At 40.6% G+C, this 22,953-nt stretch carries 19 protein-coding genes; 6 read left to right on the plus strand and 13 right to left on the minus strand.

The features are described 5' to 3' along the window. Positions 1–95 precede the first annotated feature (95 nt). Positions 96–992: a GGDEF domain-containing protein gene (locus tag I6F43_RS13045; RefSeq protein ID WP_024590733.1), complete on the plus strand. Its 897-nt coding sequence runs from the start codon at positions 96–98 to the stop codon at positions 990–992. A gap of 29 nt (positions 993–1,021) precedes the next feature. Here the strand turns inward: I6F43_RS13045 and I6F43_RS13050 are convergent, their stop codons facing one another. The 6 genes from I6F43_RS13050 to lpxB form a co-directional block, all read right to left on the minus strand. Beyond that, positions 1,022–1,375 (minus strand): hypothetical protein, encoded by a 354-nt coding sequence (locus I6F43_RS13050; protein WP_010553734.1) that lies wholly within the window; start codon positions 1,373–1,375, stop codon positions 1,022–1,024. Next, the gene (tilS, locus tag I6F43_RS13055) at positions 1,376–2,680 is read right to left on the minus strand and encodes a tRNA lysidine(34) synthetase TilS (RefSeq protein WP_197102710.1); all 1,305 of its coding nucleotides are present in this window, start codon (positions 2,678–2,680) and stop codon (positions 1,376–1,378) included. 82 nt (positions 2,681–2,762) lie between these two features. Further along, positions 2,763–3,719 carry an acetyl-CoA carboxylase carboxyl transferase subunit alpha gene (gene accA / locus I6F43_RS13060; RefSeq protein WP_007581016.1) on the minus strand — a complete coding sequence of 319 codons (957 nt, stop codon included), beginning with the start codon at positions 3,717–3,719 and terminating at the stop codon, positions 2,763–2,765. Positions 3,720–3,735: 16 nt separating this feature from the next. Further along, positions 3,736–7,227 carry a DNA polymerase III subunit alpha gene (dnaE, locus tag I6F43_RS13065; protein WP_010553736.1) on the minus strand — a complete coding sequence of 1,164 codons (3,492 nt, stop codon included), beginning with the start codon at positions 7,225–7,227 and terminating at the stop codon, positions 3,736–3,738. 2 nt (positions 7,228–7,229) lie between these two features. Further along, positions 7,230–7,832, minus strand: coding sequence for a ribonuclease HII (gene rnhB / locus I6F43_RS13070; protein WP_010553737.1), 603 nt, complete (start codon positions 7,830–7,832; stop codon positions 7,230–7,232). Next, entirely contained in the window at positions 7,822–8,979 is a 1,158-nt protein-coding gene (gene lpxB / locus I6F43_RS13075; RefSeq protein WP_165735657.1) for a lipid-A-disaccharide synthase, read from the minus strand. Before lpxB ends, rnhB begins: the two co-directional genes overlap by 11 nt. Before the next feature lie 301 nt (positions 8,980–9,280). On the opposite strand from lpxB, the gene I6F43_RS13080 reads away from it, so the two are divergent. From I6F43_RS13080 to cydC, 5 genes are read left to right on the plus strand one after another with little or no spacing between them, the layout of a single operon-like run. Next, a complete protein-coding gene (locus tag I6F43_RS13080) occupies positions 9,281–10,864 on the plus strand; it encodes a cytochrome ubiquinol oxidase subunit I (RefSeq protein ID WP_024608695.1) in 1,584 nt (527 codons plus the stop codon). Beyond that, entirely contained in the window at positions 10,861–12,000 is a 1,140-nt protein-coding gene (gene cydB, locus I6F43_RS13085) for a cytochrome d ubiquinol oxidase subunit II (protein WP_010553740.1), read from the plus strand. The genes I6F43_RS13080 and cydB overlap by 4 nt, the downstream gene beginning before the upstream one ends. A gap of 12 nt (positions 12,001–12,012) precedes the next feature. Next, positions 12,013–12,177 (plus strand): cytochrome bd-I oxidase subunit CydX, encoded by a 165-nt coding sequence (gene cydX, locus I6F43_RS13090; protein WP_002958303.1) that lies wholly within the window; start codon positions 12,013–12,015, stop codon positions 12,175–12,177. Next, entirely contained in the window at positions 12,167–13,960 is a 1,794-nt protein-coding gene (gene cydD / locus I6F43_RS13095) for a thiol reductant ABC exporter subunit CydD (protein ID WP_197102713.1), read from the plus strand. The genes cydX and cydD overlap by 11 nt, the downstream gene beginning before the upstream one ends. Beyond that, positions 13,953–15,698 (plus strand): thiol reductant ABC exporter subunit CydC, encoded by a 1,746-nt coding sequence (cydC, locus tag I6F43_RS13100; RefSeq protein WP_197102715.1) that lies wholly within the window; start codon positions 13,953–13,955, stop codon positions 15,696–15,698. The genes cydD and cydC overlap by 8 nt, the downstream gene beginning before the upstream one ends. Here cydC and I6F43_RS13105 read toward each other — a convergent pair. The 7 genes from I6F43_RS13105 to rseP form a co-directional block, all read right to left on the minus strand. Then, on the minus strand, positions 15,681–16,073 hold the full coding sequence (locus I6F43_RS13105; RefSeq protein WP_010553743.1) for a septal ring lytic transglycosylase RlpA family protein: 393 nt from the start codon (positions 16,071–16,073) through the stop codon (positions 15,681–15,683). The genes cydC and I6F43_RS13105 overlap by 18 nt on opposite strands. A gap of 146 nt (positions 16,074–16,219) precedes the next feature. Beyond that, the gene (gene lpxA, locus I6F43_RS13110; RefSeq protein WP_197102717.1) at positions 16,220–16,990 is read right to left on the minus strand and encodes an acyl-ACP--UDP-N-acetylglucosamine O-acyltransferase; all 771 of its coding nucleotides are present in this window, start codon (positions 16,988–16,990) and stop codon (positions 16,220–16,222) included. Between the two features lie 2 nt (positions 16,991–16,992). Next, positions 16,993–17,445: a 3-hydroxyacyl-ACP dehydratase FabZ gene (gene fabZ / locus I6F43_RS13115; protein ID WP_007580997.1), complete on the minus strand. Its 453-nt coding sequence runs from the start codon at positions 17,443–17,445 to the stop codon at positions 16,993–16,995. Positions 17,446–17,471: 26 nt separating this feature from the next. Beyond that, entirely contained in the window at positions 17,472–18,494 is a 1,023-nt protein-coding gene (lpxD, locus tag I6F43_RS13120) for a UDP-3-O-(3-hydroxymyristoyl)glucosamine N-acyltransferase (RefSeq protein ID WP_007580995.1), read from the minus strand. Positions 18,495–18,501: 7 nt separating this feature from the next. Further along, entirely contained in the window at positions 18,502–19,020 is a 519-nt protein-coding gene (locus I6F43_RS13125) for an OmpH family outer membrane protein (RefSeq protein ID WP_007580993.1), read from the minus strand. 11 nt (positions 19,021–19,031) lie between these two features. Beyond that, the gene (gene bamA / locus I6F43_RS13130; RefSeq protein ID WP_197102719.1) at positions 19,032–21,503 is read right to left on the minus strand and encodes an outer membrane protein assembly factor BamA; all 2,472 of its coding nucleotides are present in this window, start codon (positions 21,501–21,503) and stop codon (positions 19,032–19,034) included. Between the two features lie 96 nt (positions 21,504–21,599). Beyond that, positions 21,600–22,952, minus strand: coding sequence for a sigma E protease regulator RseP (gene rseP / locus I6F43_RS13135; RefSeq protein WP_197102721.1), 1,353 nt, complete (start codon positions 22,950–22,952; stop codon positions 21,600–21,602). Between the last annotated feature and the right edge of the window lies 1 nt (position 22,953).

A 22,953-nucleotide genomic window follows, 5' to 3' on the forward strand; every position in this document is an offset into this window, starting at 1 on the left:
TTAAATATAGCAACCTTCTGTTTTTCAGCCAGTTTTAAAATATGGCACAAAAATCGCTTAGTAATTGCAAAGTAACACCCTCGGGGGAGAATTTAATGGAAAACGTCCATATTTTGACGCAGCGTGTGTCTGGTCGCGGTGATTTTTTGCCGTTTTCGGCTGAACATTCGCCAACAAATGAAATAACAGAAACACATAAACTCGTTACAGAGCTACAAACTAGCTTAGTGATTGAGGATGTTTTAGCTATATACGCAAAATTTACAAAACAATTGTTAAATTTCTCTGGTTTACAGTTTCAGTCAACACTGGGAACTACACAAACATCACAGAGTGATACAAATAGTACACCCTATATTTTTGATTTGGCGATTGGTAAAGAACACTTAGGGCAACTAATTTATTTTAGTAAATTCCCGCTTGGTCAAGCCATTGAGAAAAAGCTACATACTTTGCATACTGCGCTGGTTTATCCACTTCGTAATGCGATGATGTATAGCCGAGTATTAAAACTTGCCACAAAAGATGCGTTAACAGGCTTAAATAACCGTAGTCAGTTTAATGACTTTTTACTACAAAAGCTTGAAAACTGCCGTCGTTACCAGCGTCCATTTAGTTTAATGCTGCTTGATTTAGATAATTTCAAACAAGTTAACGACAACTTTGGCCATAAAATTGGTGACGATACACTTAAAGAGTTTTCAAAAGTACTGTGTAGCAGCATACGCGGCACTGATTCGGTATTTAGATTTGGTGGTGATGAGTTTGCTTTACTTATTGAAGACCCTGAGTTTACAACGAATAAAGTGATTGCTGAGCGGATAATGTGCTTAGTAAGAAAATCGCCCCTAATGTCTAAGTATAAAGTTACAACCAGTATTGGTTTTACTTTAGCTAACAGCCAAGACAGCGAAACTGAAATATTTGCTCGCGCCGATAAAGGTTTATACAAAGCAAAAGCATCTGGTAGAAACTGCGCAAAAGCATATTAGTCTTTACTTAACTGCATTAAATAAAAAGCCTAGCTTCCCCCGCTAGGCTTTGCACTTACCAATTTATAAATAAACAACGCGGCACAAAAACCAAAAAAGAATCCGCTAATTAAATTAAGTAATGCGGTAATAGTAGCAAGCGGTGTAAATAATACTAAAAGCAGTGGCAGGCTCACGCCTAAAATAAAAAACAATCCACCTTTACCTAACCAATAAGCTAATAAAAGCACTGCAGATACAATTCCACCCGCAACTGCATAACCTAGCGTAACTATATTTAGCTCAAGTAAAATATTAGCAATAATAGCTATAACGGCCGTTATTAGCATACCCACTGGCGCTTTAGTAACTAACGACAAACCAACATGCGGCTGTTTACTCATTTATTTACACTCCCAAAAAATACCATTTTCATCAATATGTTTAGCACTTATAAAATAACCAACCACTTGAACTAATTCATCATTATAAAAAATAAGCGGCACACTGGCGCGAAGCCAGGGCGCTATTTTTGCATCTTTAAACCAATGCTTAACTGTATTACTACCAGGCTTTTTAAGTGGTTTAATGCGTGCACTATTGCAATCAAAGCGCACTACTACTTGCTCATTAGCGTGTGGAGGTCTTACTCCGCAACCGGTGCTTTTAATTAATAAGCGCCCGTCTGCCAGTTTTAGCTGTGAATGATTCAGCTCAATATCTGTTAATACTTCACTTGGTGTTACAAAATACAAATAACCTTGATGACGACGTATTTGCCCATCGAGCAAATCAATACGCATTTGTGCATCGTTTTTTGCGCACATTGCTTGATTAATAATTTGCTCGAGCTGCTTTTGCGATGGCATCACTTGTGTAAATAATGCAAGCCACGCACGTACTATATTTGCAATGCGCGCTGCGCTGTATTCGCTTATCTGGCCAATGCAAAGTGCTTGATGCTCGTTAATACACTTATTTAAATCAAGCTGAGTATATTCATCAAGTAATGTTTGTTGCTGCTGTAGTAGCTCAATACTTCGTGCAGTGCATTGTTCAAACCCATTAAAGCGCTCAGCTAACACAGGTACTATTTTTGAGCGTAAAAAGTTACGATCAAAACTTTCATCTGTATTAGAGTCATCGGTTATGTGGCTAATACTAAACTGCGTTGCAAACGCTTCTATATCGCTGCGAGCTACATTTAGCAATGGTCTAAAACATATACGCCCACTTTGCAGCAAGCGCTCTTTATACATAGAACCAAGCCCTTTTAAACCTGAGCCACGCTTTAAGCGCAATAAAAACGTTTCTACTTGATCGTTTAAGTGTTGGCCCAGTAAAATAATGCTGCCTTGTGGGCTTAGTTCATCAAGTGCTTTATAACGGGCGTCGCGTGCTTGGGCTTCAAGACTTGTGCGCGACTGCTGCTCAATTACAACTTTCGCAGCTTCAAAAGGCACATTAAGCTCAATGCATACGTTTTTGCAAAAGTGTTGCCAGTCATCAGCATACTGGCTCAAGCCATGGTGGACATAAATAGCCGATACATTAATTGCAGGGTTATCTACTTTTAAAGTGCGCATTAAATGCAACAACACCACAGAATCAACGCCACCAGAAAGCGCCACTGTAAAAGCGGTGTTACCTTGCTCAATATAGCTATTTAATGATTTTTTTAATTGCTGATAAATTGCTGATGTATGCATATGGGCGCACTTTTATATAAAAACTCTGAACATTTTAAAGCAAAAAAGCCGCATAAGCGGCTTTTTTTAACATTTAATGTGTTTAGCAATAACCAAACGACATTAAACGTTTGTAACGTTGATCAAGCATTTCTTCAAGCGTAAGCGCTTGTAGGTCTGCTAAGTCACGTTTAAGGCGAACTTTTAAGTTACGTGCCATAGCATCGTAATTGCGGTGCGCGCCACCTAGAGGTTCATCAATTAAGTTACTGATTAAATCTAGTTCTTTAACTCGCTCTGCGGTTACACCCATTGCTTCTGCTGCAAGTGGTGCTTTGTCGGCGCTTTTCCAAAGAATAGACGCACAACCTTCAGGCGAAATTACAGAGTAAGTGCTGTATTGCAACATGTTAACTCTGTCGCCAACACCAATCGCTAATGCACCACCTGAACCGCCTTCACCAATAACCGTACATATTGTCGGCACTTTAAGTGTCGCCATTACTTTTAAGTTACGCGCGATTGCTTCAGATTGACCACGTTCTTCAGCGCCAACACCTGGGTATGCACCCGGCGTGTCGATAAAGGTCATGATTGGCATTTTAAAACGCTCAGCCATTTCCATTAAGCGTAATGCTTTACGGTAACCTTCTGGCTTTGGCATACCAAAGTTGCGTTTAATTTTTTCAGCAGTGTCACGGCCTTTTTGTTGGCCAATAACCATTACTGGTTCGCCATCTAAACGCGCAACGCCTCCTAAAATAGCCGGATCGTTAGCAAAAGTACGATCGCCAGCAAACTCGTCAAATTCCGTGAAAATGCGCTCGATATAATCTCGAGTGTAAGGACGCAACGGATGACGTGCTAACTGTGATACTTGCCAAGCGCCTAAATTAGAAAAAATCTCCTGTTTTTGTTTGGCACTTTTTTCTTTTAATTTGCTGACTTCCTCTTCTAACTCAAGGTCTAATTCGCCAGCGCGGCTTATATTTTGTAATTCTTCAATTTTTGCTTCTAATTCTGCAATTGGAAGCTCAAAATCAAGATAATTGAGGCTCATGCTCTAAACTACCTAATCAGTTAAATTCTAGTTCTACATCTTGCGCAGCCATTAGTGATAACTTATGAATTAAGTCGTCACTTGGCGTAACACACCATTCGATCCCAAGAGTTAATTGCGCCAACGCATCTGGACGTTGGTAATAAACCTTGATCGGACACGTTCCCATTTTATAGGGTTCGAGTACTTTTTGTAATTTATCGAAGAAACCTGCCTCGACTTGCACCATGTTCAGCGTCATTTTAATCGCTTTAATACGCTTTTCACGCGCTTGAGCAATGGTGTTTATTTCTCTGGCGGTCATTGTAATACCACCGGAGAAGTTATCAAAGCTGACCTGTCCAGATATTACCAAGATATTGTTAACTTGGAGCATATCTTGGTACTTTTCAAACTCGTCTGAATACAAGCGTACATCAATCCGTGCACTCTTGTCATCTAAAGTTACTAAGGCCCAACGATTTCCTTTTTTGTTAATTAATACCCTAGAAGCAATCACCAAACCTGCGGCTGTTGCAAATACATCGCGGTTCGTTGGCTGTAAATCAACTATTTTCCCGCTGGTATAATGCCTAAGCTCACGGCGGTACTGATTTATCGGATGCCCAGTTAAATAAAGGCCTAGGGTTTCTTTTTCACCATCTAACCATTCGTTATCAGTTAGGCCTGTGGCTTTAATAAAGGCTTGTTCTACTTCATCAGGCTCAGTGGCTAATAAACCAAACAAATCACTTTGCCCTAATAGCTCAGCTTTGTTGTGTTGGTCGGCTGCCCGCATTGCACTTTTTAAACTAGCTAGTAATGTAGCACGGCCAGCTTGGGTTTTTTCTGGCCCTAAATTATCGAGTGCACCTGAATAAATTAATTTTTCGGTCACGCGTTTATTTAAGCGTTTTAAATCAACTCGGGCACAAAAATCAAATAAATCTTTAAATGGGCCCCCTTTTGCACGCGCTTCTAATATTGCATCAACCGGTGCTTCACCTACGCCTTTTATCGCGCCAATGCCGTAAACAATCTCGCCTTGCAAGTTTACTGTAAACTTAAACTCACCTGCATTCACATCTGGCGGCAATAAGGTGAGCTTCATGTTTTCACATTCATCCACCAAAATAACGATTTTGTCGGTGTTATCCATATCAGCCGACATTACCGCAGCCATAAACTCTGCAGGATGATGCGTTTTCATCCACAGCGTTTGATACGAAACAAGTGCATACGCCGCCGAGTGAGATTTATTAAAACCGTAACCTGCGAACTTTTCTACCAAGTCGAAGATTTTTATTGCGAGTTCGCCGTCAATGCCGTTATTTCTTGCGCCATCTTCAAACGTTGAACGCTGCTTTGCCATTTCTTCGGGTTTTTTCTTACCCATTGCACGACGCAGCATGTCGGCGCCACCTAGCGTGTAACCTGCTAGTACTTGCGCAATTTGCATTACTTGTTCTTGATACAAGATAATGCCGTACGTTGGATCAAGTATTGGTTTTAAGCTTTCGTGCTGATACTGCGCATCTGGGTATGAGATTTCTTCGCGGCCCAGTTTTCGGTCGATAAAGTTATCTACCATGCCTGATTGCAGCGGACCTGGTCGGAACAAGGCCACGAGTGCAATCATATCTTCAAAGCAGTCGGGCTTAAGTCGGCGTACTAAGTCTTTCATACCGCGCGACTCTAGCTGGAATACAGCGGTCGTTTCGGCGCGAAGTAGCAATTCAATACTTTTTTTATCATCCAGTGGGATGGTATTTATATCAACGAGGTCTTTACCTTGGCGCTCCATGCGCACGTTGGTCATTTCGACCGCCCACTGCAATATAGTCAGTGTACGTAAACCCAAGAAATCGAACTTAACTAAGCCTGCAGTTTCTACGTCGTTTTTATCAAACTGTGTGACCGGAAACTTACCTTCGTCATCGCAATAAAGTGCAGCAAAGTCGGTAATAGTGGTTGGCGATATTACTACGCCACCCGCATGTTTGCCGGCGTTACGTGTACACCCTTCTAGGATGCGACACATGTCGATTAAATCTTTTACTTCGTTATCGCCATCGTAGGCTTCTTGCAAGCGCGGTTCTATATCAAACGCTTTAGCAAGTGTCATCCCAGGATCGCCTGGAATCATTTTTGAAATACGATCAACAAACCCGTAAGGGTGCCCAAGCACTCGCCCTACATCGCGTATTACCGCTTTTGCAGCCATGGTACCAAAGGTAATAATTTGCGATACGGCATTTCGCCCATACAAAGCCGACACGTGATCAATTACTTCGTCTCGTCTATCCATACAGAAATCGACGTCGAAATCGGGCATTGATACACGTTCTGGATTCAAAAATCGCTCAAAAAGCAAGTCGAATTCAAGTGGATCCAAATCGGTAATTTTAAGGGCGTATGCAACTAACGAACCTGCACCTGAACCACGACCAGGCCCAACCGGAATATTGTTATCTTTACTCCACTGAATAAACTCCATTACGATTAAGAAGTAACCTGGGAATCCCATTTGGTTAATTACGCCAAGCTCTATATCAAGTCGCTCATCGTATTCAACACGTTTTACTTTTCGCTCTTCTTCGTCGGGGAATAAAAACTGTAATCGCTCTTCAAGACCATCTTCTGACACTTTAACTAAAAACTCATCAATCTTGAGTGAGCCAGTTGGGTAATCAGGTAAAAAGTAAGTCCCTAGCTGAACCGTTACATTACAACGTTTAGCTATTTCTACTGTGTTTTGTAGGGCTTCTGGAATGTCGCTAAACAGCTCAGCCATTTGCTCTGATGTTTTTAGGTATTGTTCTTCAGAGAATCGTTTAGGCCTGCGTTTATCGTCAAGCGTGTAACCATCAAAAATAGCAACGCGAATTTCGTGCGCTTCAAAGTTTTCAGGCTTTAAAAACACTACTTCGTTGGTTGCTACAACAGGTAACTGCTCTTTGGTAGCAAGCTCTACCGCCATGTGTAAGTAGTCTTCTTCAAGCGGTCGGTTAGTGCGAACAAGCTCAAGGTAGTAGTTATCGCTAAAATGCTGCTTGTAAAAGCTAACTACCGATTCAATAACACTTGGATTATTTTTTAATAACGCTTTACCTAAGTCACCATCTTTAGCGCCCGAGAGAATAATTAAGCCCGTTTTATGCTCCACCAGCCATTCTCGGTCAATCACTGGGCGATGAAACACATGCCCACGTTGATACGCTTTTGATATTAATAAGGTAATATTTTTATAGCCGTCGTTGTCTTTGGCTAATATGGTTAAGCGGCTTGGCTCGTCAGGAAATTCTGGGCTACGAACCCAAAAGTCAGCACCCACAATAGGCTTAATACCGGCGTTATGTGTTGCGCCGTAAAAACGCACTAAGCCACAAAAGTTCATTTGATCGGTAATCGCAATAGCGGGCATTTGCAGCTCTTGCGCTTTAGCAACTATTGGCTTTGTTTTAGCAAGGCCGTCAACCATCGAAAAATCTGAATGAACTCTTAAATGAACAAAATCAGGAGCAGCCATGCTTAACCCTCACCATTGGCTTGCGCCAATACACGCTGCACAGGTTTAAAGCTTTTACGATGCTCATCAATCGCGCCGTACTGCTCAAGCGCTGCAAAATGTGCTTTTGTTGGATACCCTTTGTGCCCTGCAAAACCATATTCAGGGTGGCGTTTATCAAGTTCAATCATTTCGTCATCACGTGCTACTTTAGCTAAAATAGACGCCGCTGAAATTTCTGCCACTAAGCTATCGCCTTTAACAATAGCTTGCGCGGGCATAGTGAGTTTAGGTAAGCGGTTACCATCTATAAATACAAATTCAGGTTGCGTACTTAATGCCTCTACTGCACGGGTCATGGCAAGCATAGTCGCGTGCAGAATATTTAACTCATCAATTTCTGTTGGATTGCAGCGCCCATAGGCATAACACAATGCTTTTTCTTTTATTTCAATCGCAAGTGCTTGGCGTTTTTTATCTGTTAATTTTTTAGAATCCGCTAAGCCAGCAATTGGTTTAGTGGGATCTAAAATGACGGCGGCAGTAACTACATCACCAACAAGCGGGCCGCGCCCTACTTCATCTACACCGGCAATTAAGGATACATTAGGTCTATCAATTTGCATTTATTAACTCCGCCACAGCGTTGGCTGCTTGTTCGCTGGCATTTAATCTAATTTTTTCGTGAATAGCTAAAAAGCGTGCTTTTAGCTCTTTGTTATCAGTGTTGAGCATAGGAGTAAGCGCATTTGTTAAATTAGCCACATTACACTCACTTTGTAAAAACTCAGGCACTAGCTCTTCGTCTGCTAATAAGTTAGGCAACGAAAAATACTTAATATTAAACGTAAATAAAGTTTTAAATATCCAATAGCTCAAAGGCTTTATTTTATAGCCCACTACCATTGGCTTTTTATAAAGCATGCCTTCAAGTGTTGCGGTTCCCGACGCTAATAAAATAGCATCGGCGGCTTGCATCGCTAATTTTGATTGTCCATCAAGCAGGTTAACATTAAGGTTTGGCGCGGTAGCGTTTAAAATAGCAGTAAACTGCGCTTTGCGTTTTTCGTTAACCAATGGCACCACAACTTTAAGATTGGGATTTTTAGCTTGCAACTCTGCAGCTGTTTTAATGTAAGTTTCGCTTAGTAAACCAACTTCTGAGCCTCGACTACCAGGTAGCAGCGCCAGTACTTTGTCATCAAGGCTTAAGCCGAGTTCTGCACGTGCTTTAGTATCGTCGTGCTCAAGTGCTATATCGTCAGCCAAGGTATGTCCTACAAATGTACATGGCACTTGGTGTTTATCGTAAAACTCTTTTTCAAATGGCAGTAACGCAAGCACTAAGTTAGTGGCTGCACTTATTGTATGTATACGCTTTTCGCGCCACGCCCAAACAGATGGACTTACATACTGTACTGTTTTAATGCCCGCATCTTTAAGTGGCTTTTCAACGCGTAAGTTAAAATCGGGTGCATCAATACCAATAAATACATCAGGTGGGTTATCTACAAAATGCTGCACGAGTTGTTTACGTATTTTAAGCAAACGCGGTAGACGCCCTAGCACCTCAACAAGCCCCATTACCGAAAGCTCATCCATGTCGTAAAGTGTTTTACAGCCCTGCGCTTGCATTTTAGGTCCTGCTATTCCTTCAAAAATAGCGTCCGGAAAATGTTTTTTAAGGGCTTTAATTAAACCTTCACCTAAAATATCGCCCGACAGTTCACCTGCCACAATACCAATTCGTAGTTGTTTTTTATCTTTATTCATTTGATTTTATTTCACAAGTAAACCAGGCGTTCATGCTTGTTAGTTTACCGTGTTTTACTGTTTGGTTAAACGCTTTAAATAACTGGTTTTTTATCACGTAAGTTAAGGCTTTATGTTGTTTGTTTTTAATACTGATGTAGCATAGGAAATATATATTAAGTTTTACTAATATGTATGTTGACAAAAATTGCACAAAAGTAAATACTATTACAAACTTTCAGTAATTACTGAAAGTTTATTAAACCTTAACTTTGCCAATTAAATGTTGCCCTGTTAATCCGTCACTCTCAAGGAGCCAATAATGATAGATGAAACCTTTGTGGATCTATCGCGATTACAGTTTGCTGTTACCGCTCTCTTTCATTTCTTATTCGTACCGTTAACGATAGGTATGACCTGGATTTTAGTTATTATGGAATCGGTTTATGTTATGACCGGTCGCGAAATTTATCGTGATATGACTAAGTTTTGGGGAAAATTGTTTGGTATTAACTTTGCAATTGGTGTGGCGACAGGCCTTACCATGGAATTTGAGTTTGGTACTAACTGGTCTTATTACTCCCATTACGTGGGTGATGTTTTTGGGGCTCCCCTGGCTATTGAAGGTTTAATGGCATTCTTTTTAGAATCGACCTTTGTAGGTATGTTCTTTTTAGGCTGGGACAGACTCTCTAAACGCCAACATTTAGGTGCAACCTTTTTAATGGCCATTGGTACTAACATGTCGGCACTGTGGATTTTGATTGCCAACGGTTGGATGCAAAACCCAGTAGGTGCTGAATTTAACTATCAAACCATGCGCATGGAAATGACCAGCTTTGCTGAGCTTGTGTTTAATCCTGTAGCACAAGTTAAGTTTATTCATACCGTATCGGCAGGTTATGTAGCTGCATCTATGTTTGTACTGGGCATAAGTAGTTGGTACATATTAAAAGGTCGTGATTTAGCGTTTGCTAAACGTTCTTTTTCGGTCGCATCGGGCTTTGGTTTAGCATCAATTTTATGTGTAATTTTACTCGGTGACGAATCAGGTTACGAAGTAGGCGAAGTTCAAAAAGTAAAACTTGCTACGATTGAAGCTGAATGGCACACAGAAGAGGCTCCGGCTGCGTTTACCGCATTTGGTTTTCCTGATTCAGAAGAGCAAGTAACACATGCTGCGGTTAAAATACCTTACGCACTTGGGTTAATTGCTACGCGTTCACTTGATGAGCAAGTAACGGGTATTAACGACCTAGAAAAACAACACGAAGTACGTATTCGCAACGGTATGATTGCTTATGAATACCTTACAAAACTCAGAAACGGTGAAGATACGCCAGAAAATATTGCTAAGTTTAATACCCTAAAAGATGATTTAGGTTATGGCTTGCTACTTAAGCGATACACACCTGATGTTGTAGATGCTACCGAAGAGCACATTCAAAAAGCCGTTAAAGACTCTTTCCCTAAAGTAGGCCCTATGTTTTGGTCATTTAGGATTATGGTTGCCTGTGGTGTAGCCATGTTGGGTGTATTTATATTGGCATTTTACTACAACGCACATCGCGTTATTGAGCAAAAGCGCTGGTTGTTATGGGCTGCCGTATTAAGCATTCCACTACCTTGGATAGCGATTGAATTTGGCTGGATAGTTGCTGAGTATGGACGTCAACCTTGGGCTATATCTGAAATACTGCCGACCTTTTTAGCCACGTCGTCACTAACAGTAAACGATATTTTAATTAGCTTAACTGGATTTATTGTTTTCTATACTGGTTTAGCCATTGTTGAAGGTTGGTTGATGATCCGCTTTGTTAAGCAAGGACCAAGCTCGCTACATACTGGTAAATATCATTTTGAATTGCCAAATAAAACTGATCAAACTGAAGGAGAGCAATCATGATTTTTGATTATGAAACATTAAAAATGCTTTGGTGGTTGATCATTGGTGTGCTGCTTATTGGCTTTGCTATTACCGATGGCATGGATATGGGCGTTGCTATGTTGCTTCGCCTAGTTGGTAAAACAGATTCAGAGCGCCGTACGGTAATTAATACCATTGGTCCACACTGGGATGGTAACCAAGTATGGTTTATTACCGCAGGCGGCGCGTTATTTGCAGCGTGGCCTATGGTTTATGCAGCTGCATTTTCGGGCTTTTACTTTGCCATGATGCTAGTACTCTTTGCTCTATTTTTTAGACCACTAGGGTTTGATTACCGCAGTAAAGTAGACTCAAAACGCTGGCGTAATAACTGGGATTGGGGCTTGCTTGCAGGCAGCGCAATTCCAGCATTAGTTTTTGGTGTTGCATTTGGTAACTTATTTTTAGGCGTACCATTTAATATTGATAATCTAATGCGCGTTAGCTACCAAGGTTCATTTTTTGGTTTACTTAACCCGTTTGGTTTACTTGCTGGCTTAGTGAGTATCACTATGCTAATTGCTCATGCTGGTATGTGGTTACAGCTTCGTACAGCTGATGCAGTAGCAGATCGCTCGGGCCAATATGGTCGTTATTCACTGATTGTGTTTATTATACTGTTTGCAGGCGCTGGTTTTTGGGTTGCTAATTTAACGGGTTACCAAATTGTATCGATGCCTGATACACAAAGTCATGCAGATCCATTAGCTAAAGTAGTAACAACAGCCCAAGGCGCGTGGCTTAGCAATTACAGTGAACGCCCATGGACTATGACCTTTCCTATTTTAGCGTTTGTAATGGCACTAAGTGCGCTATTGTTTTCTAAATTGAACAAACCAGCACTTGGACTTATTTCAACAAGCTTAATGTTAATTGGCGTGATTATGACGGCCGGTGTTTCACTGTTCCCATTTATTATGCCATCAAGCAACAATCCAAATATTAGCTTAACAATTTGGGATGCGGTATCGAGCCATAAAACGCTCAATGTAATGTTTGTTGCAGTGTGTATTTTTGTTCCACTTATTTTAACTTACACCACCTGGTGTTATGTAAAAATGTGGCGCAGAGTAACGGTTGAAGAAATTGAAAACAACACTCACGGTAGCTACTAAGGAGACTAAACTATGTGGTATTTCGCTTGGATTTTAGGTGTACTTTTGGCCTGTACCTTAGGTGTAATAAATGTAATGTGGTACGAATTTCATCAAAATAAAAACAGCATTGCTGATGATGAACAAGCCATGCACGATTTATTAAACGATGCTAACAACACAAAAGATGACGACTAACCCCCGACCAGATCGCGCGCAGCAGCAATCACTGCGCGCTTTTTTAAAGCGTCAAAGTAAACCCGCCGCAGTGTGGTTAAAATTAAGCATTGCGCTGGGTACTTTTAATGCATTACTGATGATTGCAGGTGCTTATTTACTTGCGCAAACTATTCACAACGTTATGTTTGAAGGTAATAATTTAGCCCAAGTTACTCATTTATTATGGCCCTTAGCAGGCATTATTTTATTGCGCGCGGTGTTTTTAGCATTAAGCGAACGCTTGAGTGCATATGCTGCACTTAAAATAAAATCGGCTATGCGCCAAACACTTCTAAATAAGCTCAGCTTACTTGGCCCAAGCTATATAGAACAACACGGCCAAGGCGCTACATTAAATACCCTACATAATGGCGTAGAAGCACTCCACGACTATTATGCTAAATACCTACCTGGTGCTGCTTACAGCGCGCTTATTCCGCTGGCAATATTGGTTGTTATTTTTCCGACAGATTATAAAGCTGGGCTGATATTTTTATTAACTGCCCCGCTCATTCCTTTTTTCATGATTTTAGTAGGCTCAAAAGCCGAAGCTTTAAACCAAAAACGCTGGAAGCAACTTTCTGTACTGGGCAATTACTTTTTTGACCGCGTACAAGGTTTAACTCAACTCAAGCTATTTAATGCAACACGTACCGAGCTTAAACAAATAGCTAAAATTTCAGATGATTTTAGACACGCTACACTCGATGTTTTAAAAATCGCGTTTTTATCATCATTTGCACTTGAGTTTTTAGCCACCATTAGCGTGGCATTAGTCGCAGTAATTATTGGTTTTAGACTGTTTTTTGGCACTCTTGATTTTGCTACTGGCTTTGTGGTGCTACTTTTAGCGCCTGAATTTTATTTACCACTGCGCCAGCTAGGTAGCCATTACCATGCACGTTTACAAGGCATTAGTGCCGCTGCCGATATGGTTGCGATTTTAAATGCACCACTGCCAAGTGACGAAAATGCGTCAGTGACTACAAGCTCACCTGAAAACAATTTAACTTTAAATGCAATTAACTCCATAAGTATTACCGACCTTAATTTTATATACCCAGATAGTAACGAAGGCATTAAAAATATAAATTTAACACTGCCAAATAAAGGCTTAATTGCCGTTGTGGGCAGTAGTGGCTCAGGTAAAAGTACGTTGTTTGATTGCCTATTAGGGTTTCATCCTGAGGTGATAAACCACCTATCTATTAACGGGCAGAGTTTAAGCACAACCGATATTACTTACCTGCAAAATAACATTGCATGGATACCACAAAAAGCGACGCTGTTTTACGACACCATTGCTGCCAACATTAAATTGGCCAAACCAACTGCCACACAGCAACAGCTTGAACATGCAGCAAAGCAAGCTGGTGTGCTTGAATTTATAAATACCCTACCCGATGGTTTTAACACACTGATAGGTGAGCAAGGGGAAGGGCTTTCTGGCGGACAAAAGCAACGCATCGCACTCGCACGTGCATTCATCAAACAAGCACCAGTTTTAGTGCTTGATGAGCCTACAGCGCACCTTGATAGCCAAACAGAGCTGCTTATTCAAGATGCTATTAATGAATATGCTAAAAACAACTTAGTATTAGTCATTGCTCATCGATTAAATACCGTTAAACATGCCAGCAATATCATTGTTATGCACGATGGGAAAATAGCTGAGCAAGGTCACTTTGAAACACTTGCAGCGCAAAATGGTGCATTTGCTAACTTACTAAAAACGGCTAAACAAGGGGTTGCGCATGCATAATTTTATTCGCTTATTAAAGCTTTGTGCTCCTCATTATAAAGCTATGCTATTGGGTACATTTTTAGCAACGATTACGGTATTAGCTAATGTGGGCTTGTTGGCTATTTCTGGCTGGTTTTTAGCGTCAATGGCGGCTGCAGGTCTTGCGGGCGTGCAAATGAACTACTTTACTCCAGCAGGAACGATTCGGTTTTTAGCAATTGTACGAACTGCATCGCGCTATGGCGAACGCCTAGTTACTCATAACGCCACGTTTTTATTACTAAGTGAAATACGTACCAATGTATTTGCAACGTTAAGTAAGCTTAACAATGTTGATTTAGCAATGAGCCGCAGTGCTGATCTAGTTAACCGATTACAAAACGATGTAGACGCACTCGACAAGTTTTATTTAAACGTTTTACTTCCTATGCTAGTCGCTCTTTTAAGTGTGCCAATCATCATGCTGTTTATGTCGGCCTATAATGGCAACGTCGCCCTTATTTGCTTTACTGGCATTATACTTATTGGTGTTGTTATACCTGCCCTACTCAGCGCAAAGCTCACTAAAAACAGCCACAAAGAAACACAACTTAGTGCACAACTTCGCTCTGAGCTTTCAGATACACTTACAGGCCTTAGAGAGCTTAGTATTTATCAAGCCCGTTCGCAGCAGCTTAATAAGTGCGACGAATTAAGCGAGCAGTACAATCAGCAATTATTTATTCGCCACAAAGCACTAGCAAACTCAGATGGGTTAAGCTTGTTGGTTGTTCAATTAGCGATGCTTGCTAGCATAGTAACCATTGTCCCGCTGGTTTACGCAAGCAGTATGGTAAATGTAGAACTTGCTATGTTAAGCCTGTTTGTACTGGCAAGCTTTGAAAGCGTATTGCTACTACCTAACGCGTTTATAGAGCTTCCAAGTGTTTTAAAAGCAGCAGAGCGATTGTTTACACTTGAAGATAAAGCCGCTAGCTCACAAGTTAAAGATACACATGTAGACGTTGATAAAAGCTTTAGCTCGCAAAACCACACGTTAGCACTTAACAATATTAGCTACCAATATGGTGAGCAAACAGCGCTTACTAATATCAGTTTTGAGTTAATGCCCCAGCAAAAAGTAGCGATTGTAGGTAGAAGCGGAAGCGGTAAAACAACGCTTGTAAATTTACTGACTGGTTTATGGCCTTTACAACAAGGCAGCATAACGCTAAATAATCAAAATAGCGTTGTTAACTTACACTCGTTAAATAATGATATACGCGCAAGTGTGATAAATATATTAGCCCAGCAACACCATATTTTTGATGGCACACTGAGTGAAAATTTACGTTATGCCGCGCCAAATGCAACTAAAGAGCAAATGATTGAAGCGCTCTCGTTAGCGCAATTAAGCCCGTGGTTTAATGAGCTAAAAGAAGGTTTAAAAACACGATTAGGCACTGGCGGGCGTAATGTGTCGCAAGGTCAGTCTAGACGTATAGCTATTGCACAAGCATTACTTAAAAGCCCGGCTATTTTAGTTCTTGATGAACCAACAGAAGGTCTTGATAATCAGTCTAAGCAAGGGGTAATGCAAGCAATAATGCATGTTATGAATAACGCGAGCGTGCTCACAATTACACACGATCCTGCTCTACTTGCTCAAATGGATAATGTTGTATGGTTAGAAGGCGGTAAAGTAGTCGCACAAGGCTCTCATAAAGAGCTCAGTGGGGCTTATCCTGGTTATGTTGCGCTAACTACCCGGTTTTAAAACCTTTACTGATACATCAATAACGCCGACCTTAGGGTCGGCTATCTTTTTAAACATACTTTTTGATAAATCAATAATACGACCTCGCACATACGGGCCTCTATCGTTAATTCTTACCGTGACTGATTTGTTATTGGCTAGATTAGTAACAACCACCGTAGTACCAAAATCGAATTCTAAATGGGCTGCCGTGGCGGCTTGTTGGCTAAAGCGCTCTCCGTTGGCGGTTGTTCTTCCGTGGTATTTATCAGCATAAAAAGATGCTTTCCCAACTTGAGTGATTTCTCCAGCAGATGATTTAACAATAGGCTGGCTACTACAAGCGGCTAAAACTGAAGTAATAAAAAGAGTGACTACTAACTTAGGTAAACGCATAGGACGGCTTTTATTATATAAATTACCCGCATACTAACTCAATTACCCTGAGTATTAACTGAATTAGCTTAAAGCAGGGCAATAAAAAACCACCTTCGATTTATCATCTAGGGTGGTTTTTTTAATGCTTAAAGCAAAGCCTGTAATTATCTTACAATGCCGCGCTCTGATTTTTTAACAAAGTCGACCATCAATTTCACAGCAGGATACTTTGCGGCATCCTCACTAAGCGACTCAATAGCTTCTTCAGCACCTAAGCTTTTACGATAAAATGCTTTGTATGCACGTCGTACAGCCATAATTTCATCACTTTCGAAACCACGACGCTTCATGCCTTCTTTATTGATAGCTGCAGGGCCTGCTGGCATACCAATGGTAGTAACAAATGGTGGTACATCTTTGTTAACACCTGAATACATACCAATAAAGGCATGTGCACCAATTTTACAAAACTGATGAACACCCGAATTACCACCAAGGATAACCCAGTCACCAACATGTACATGGCCGGCCACACTTGCGTTGTTAGCAAAAATTACGTTATCGCCAATTACCGCGTCATGTGCAACGTGTGTATAAGCCATAAACAAATTATTACTACCAATTTTAGTAACACCTTGGTCTTGAATCGTACCACGGTGAATAGTGGCACATTCACGGATAACGTTGTTATCACCCATGATTAATGTGGTTGGCTCGTTGTTGTATTTTTTGTCTTGGCAGGCTTCGCCCACAGACGCAAACTGAAAAATATGATTGCCAGAGCCAATAGTTGACGGCCCTTTAACAACAACGTGAGACTCAATAATACAGTTATCACCGATAACAACATCATTGCCAATATAACTATACGGACCAACTGAGACATTGTTGCCTAGTTTAGCGCCAGGTTCGATTATTGCTGTAGAATGGATCACTATTAAAACTCTCTTCTCGCACACATAATTTCGGCACTACACACTATTTTGCCGTCGACTCTAGCTTCTGCAGCAAACTTCCAAATGTTGCGACGTTCTTTTAAAAACTCAACATGAAGATGCATTGTATCACCAGGAATTACAGGTTGTTTAAAACGTGCATTATCAACAGCAGCAAACAAATATAATTCGTTTTCGCTACGGTTTTCTACTGTTTTAAAACCTAATAAACCCGTTGCTTGCGCCATTGATTCTAATATTAGCACACCAGGAAAAATTGGCTGATTTGGAAAGTGCCCAGTAAAAATTGGTTCATTTATAGAAACATTTTTAATAGCATGTAAAGACTTGCCAGGTGTAAAATCAATAACACGATCAATTAATAGCATCGGGTAACGGTGCGGTAATAAACTTAAAATTTCTTGAATATCAAGGCTATTTAATTCGTTTGCCAAAATAGCATCCTTATTAGTGTTCAACGTTATGACTTAGCCAATGCTTCAAGCGCTTTAAGACGAGATTTCATGTCTGAAAGGTTACGCAAGTGAGCTATTGATTTACGCCATTCTTTGTTTGTTGTATGGGGCATACCAGATGAGTAAATACCTGGTTCGGTGATTGATTTTGTCACCATACTCATGCCGGTAATTATAACACCATCACATACAGACATGTGACCATTAATTGCAACCATGCCACCAATTTGACAGTTCTTGCCAATGGTAACGCTTCCTGCAAGTACAGTGCAGCCCGCTATTGCGGTGCCTGAATTAACTTCAACGTTGTGCGCTATTTGACACTGATTATCGATAATAACATTGCTATGAATGATGGTATTGTCCAGTGCACCACGATCAATTGTCGTACTTGCACCAATTTCAACTTTGTTGCCTATGATAACTGAACCAAGCTGAGGTATTTTAACCCACTGCCCGCGCTCATTTGCATAGCCAAACCCATCACTACCTACAACACTATTTGCTTGAAACAAACAATCTGAACCAATTTCAACATCGTGATAAATAGTCACACTAGGCCAAAGCTTAGTGCCAGAACCTATTTTAACACGTTCCCCGATAAAACTGTTCGGACCAATTTGCGCGTTGTCACCTATCACTGCATGAGCTTCAATGACTGCGTTAGCACCAATAGCGGCGCTATCACTAACAATCGCTGTTGAATGAACAGTTGCACTTGGATGAATACCCGTCGAGGCTGAGCGTGGTGTTGTATCCATAAATTGCGCTAATTTTGCGTAACTTACATACGGATTAGCAACAATAATTTTGCTGCCACTAAAGTACTCTGCATCGGCTTGGCTTACTATTACAGCACTCGCTTGAGTAGTTTCAAGTTGCGATCGATATTTTGAGTTCGCTAAAAATGCAATATGCCCAGAATGGGCATTTGCAAGTGTCGCTATTTTTTTTATTTCTAAAGCGCCATCACCCTGAAGTTCGGCGCCTAGAAGTTCCGCAATTTGCGAAAGCGTATAATTTTGCATAGAGTGATTATTTCTTACTAACAGCGGCTACAACTTTAGATGAAAGATCAGTCACTTCTTTAGGGTTAAAGTAAATAGTAGTGTCTTTTACTTTAACTTCGTCGAAGTCGCCGTCTTTAGCAATCTCTTCAATTGTTTTGATGATTACACCTTGAACTTTAGCAAGCTCTTGGTTTTGACGCGCTTTAATTTCTTGCTCTAAAGGGCGACCTTGTTCAGCAAGATTTTTTTGCATGCCTTGAATTTTTTCACGCAGAGTATCTTTTTGAGCTTGGCTCATAGTTGTACTTTCACGTTTAAATTTTTCAGCTTCAAAACGAATATCGCCTTGTAACTTTTCAAGCTCTTGACGACGTTCAGCAAACTCAGTTTGTAAAGACTGTTCAATTTTAGCCATTTGAGGAATTTGCTTGTAGATTTCCTGCATATCAACAATACCTACTTTGTGTGCAAATGCATTCACAGAAGTACCCATCATTAACGTTGCTAAAACTGCTACAGCTGTTGATTTAAATAATTTTTTCACAAAAAACTCCTTTAGAAAGTGTTACTAATGTTAAAGCTGATGGTTTTCGTATCGTCATCTTCTTCTTTTTGCAATGGATACGCAAAACTGATCAGCATTGGACCCATTGGAGAGATCCATTGTAATGAAAGACCGGTTGAAACCCTAAAACGCATTGGGTCTGAATAGTCATCTAATTTAGCACGTTCATCGGGTGCTAAGTTTTGATAGCGATCTACGTTAAACTCAGTATCCCATACGTTTGCAGCATCAACAAAGAAGCTAGTACGTACAGAGCTGGTATTTTCTTCATCTAAGAATGGTGTAGGAACAATTAGCTCCATACCTGCCACAGCCTTGGCGTTACCACCAATACGGCCTTGTGGTATTAGAATATCAAATTCTGATGAACCACCGATACTACCGGTTGTAGTACCGTCTGCACCTGGCGTACCCGGAATAGACTGCGGTATACGCGATACAGCACGTGGTAATATTGTATTTCGGTCAAAACCACGTAGTTCCATTTCAGTTATACGGAAGTACTCTTGAAATGGAAGTGTTTGCTCATACCCGTTTGTAGAACCATAACCATTACCATAACCAAGTGCTGCACGCGTTGAAAATACCCAACGGTGGTCATTTGATATAGGCCAGTAAAAACGCGAATCGTAATTCAGTTTAAAGTACTGAAGATCTGAGTTAGGCGTTGTTGCTGTTAAGTTTAGAGTTTGACGCGAACCCGCTGTTGGGAATAAACCACGGTTAACGGTGATACGCGACCAGCCAACACTCAGCTCATACTTAGTAAAGTCAAAGCCTGCATCTGGGTTATCTGGATCTAAGAATGTTTCACGAAGTACACGCGTTTGCTCGTACTCTGCAATGTCCGAAAGCTCTTCTTTAATCCAACGGGCGCCAAAGTTAACACGATTTACAGCATCAATTGGAAAACCAATATTTGTGCCTAAGCCATAACTTTTCGATTTATATTCAACAAGACTGAATTTACTTGCATCGTAGTTTCTGTAAAAGATGCTACTGCCTTGCGATACACCATCTGGCGTAAAGTATGGGTCTGTGTACGATAAGCTTAAGCTTTCAGAACCTGTAGACGTATTAAGGTTTAAACCAATTTGGTTACCTGTGCCTAAAAAGTTAGATTCTGTTACACCAATATTAAACTGCAGACCTAAGTAAGAACCATAAGCAAGACCAGCATTAAAGCTACCTGCTGATTGCTCTTTTACAGTAAAGTCTACATCTACTTGGTCATCCACACCGGGTACAGGCACTACGTTAAAATCAACAGTTTCCATGTAAGGTAGGCGTTGAATTTGCAGTTTTGAACGCTCAAGGTTTTGATTAGATAACCATGCGCCTTCAAGTTGTGTCATTTCACGACGAAGTACTTCATCTGCCGTATTTTGGTTGCCGCCAACAATAATACGACGAACGTATACACGCTTACCTGGATTAACCGATAGTGTTAATTGTACTTCTTGCTTTTCGTCGTCAATTTCTGGAATTGTACGCACTTCAGCATTCGCGTAACCAAAACGTGCTAAGTAGCTTTTAATAAACTCTTCAGATGAAGTAACTACAGAACCGTTATAAAGCTCACCCGCTCTAAGTGGGATAACACTTTTAATTAAGTCTTCCCGGCCAAGCAAGTCGCCTATAAAATCAAAACCTTTAACTTTATATTTTACGCCTTCAGTTAAGTTAGCTGTAACGTAAACTGATTCACGTTCAGGGCTCACTGAAACTTGCGTTGAGTCGATATTAAAACGTAGGTAACCACGGTCTAAATAATAACTACGAATTTTTTCTAAATCGCCTTCAATGGTTTGCTTTTGGTAACGGTCGCTACCCATAAACTGCCACCAAGGTAAATCTTGCTGCGATTCAGCAAGTTTAAGCAAATCTTCATTAGAAAAAAGTTCATTACCCACTAAGTTAATTTGGCGGATAGAAGCAGCATCACCTTCATCAAACTCTAACTTAAGTTTAACGCGGTTACGTGGCAGCTTAGTAATACTGATATCTACTTTAGCGTTGTATTTACCAATGCTGTGGAAAAACTCAACTAAGCCTTTTTCGATACTATCGATAACGGTTTTATCAAGTGGTTCACCTTGGCGAATATCTTGCTGATCAAGAGACTCATTAAGCTGCTCGTCTTTAATGTCTTTATTGCCTTCAAACTCAATAAAGCTGATGGTAGGACGTTCCGTTACTTTAAAAATAACGTTGTTGCCATCACGAAGTGCTTTTATGTTATCAAAGTGCCCAGAACGATAAAGTGACTTTATTGTTTTTGAAATCGTATAGTCATCAACATTATCGCCTACGTTAATAGGAATATGTGTTAGCGCTGCACCAAGTGCTACGCGCTGCAAACCTTCAACTTTCAGGTCTTCAACAATAAAGGAGTTTTGGCCTAGGGCTGCAAAACTTGCACCCAATAAACTTGTTATTGCCAAATGTTTTTTTATAGCCATTTTATTATCTTTATCCTTTACAACTGTATTACCGCATAACACCTTACTAGTGGTGCTTTACAATCGTGTTCTAATTAGTAATTTGCCACGCTGTAACTACAAACGCGATACATCATTGAACAAAGCGAAACATGTTAGAAAAATGAGCAACAAGGCACCCACTTTAAAACCAAACTCTTGTGTCTTTTCAGAGACCGGCTTTTTACGAAAAAGTTCAATTATGTAATACATTAAGTGTCCGCCATCAAGCACTGGTAAGGGTAATAAATTAAATACACCCAAGTTAACGCTTATTAAGGCTAAAAAGCTTAAAAAGGCCACTAACCCATAGCTTACGCTAGTTCCAGCGCCTACTGCAATGCCCACAGGGCCACTTAAATTTTTAACCGAAACCTGGCCAGTAATTAAATTACCAATCATGTCAAAACTGAGTGTAATTAAGCGCCACGTTTCTTTTGTGCCTCGCACAATACTATCGAGCGGGCCGTAATGCCTTGTCTCTACATAGCCATCAGGCCATTGCTGTACAACAGGAGCAACACCTAAAAAGCCTTGCTCAATACCGTTATTATCAATGCGCCCTTTAGGGGTAACTGTAATGGCTTGTATAGTATCTTGTCTTTTTACACTAAATTGTAAAGATTTGTTAGCTGATTGCGTAATAAGATTAACTAATTGCTGCCAATTGCTTATTGTTTCACCGTTTACAGCCAAAATTGTGTCGTTAACTTGTAAATTAGCGTGTTCTGCGGCTGAGTCTTTAGTTACGGCGGCAATTGTTAAAGTTGCTTGAGGTCTAAATGGCACAATACCTAACGAACTTAATGGTGGTACGTCTCGCTGGTCAAGCTTCCACCCTTCTAAATTAAGCGTTTTAACACGTGGTTGAAGGTTTTTATCACGAACAATAACTTTAACGCTTTCTTCGCCTAAGTTAGACATAAGCGCAAACGTGGCATCTTGCCATGTCGTTATGTCATCATCACCAATTTTTATAATATGTTGAGAAGGCATAATGCCCGCCTGCTCTGCGCGACTGCCTTCGGTTATGCTGCCAACAACGGGCTTTACCGATTGCACACCTACCATATACATCACCGCAAGAGCAAAAATGGCAAACAAAAAGTTAGCCATTGGTCCCGCAGCAACAATAGCAATACGCGCTTGTACAGATTTAGAGTTAAACGACAAGTGGCGTTGATTTGCTGGTACGTCATCAACTCGCTCATCAAGCATTTTTACATAACCACCTAATGGAATAGCGGCAATCACGTATTCGGTATTATATTTGTCATGCCATTTTAACAGTGGCTTACCAAAACCAATTGAAAAACGCAGCACTTTAACGCCCATTTTTCGTGCAACCCAAAAATGGCCATATTCATGTATGGCCACTAAAATACCAAGCGCTAAAATAAATGAGCCAAGATTCCAAAAAAAATCAAACATA

This window comes from Pseudoalteromonas sp. NZS71_1 (assembly GCF_015864305.1).
GTDB lineage: Bacteria > Pseudomonadota > Gammaproteobacteria > Enterobacterales > Alteromonadaceae > Pseudoalteromonas > Pseudoalteromonas arctica.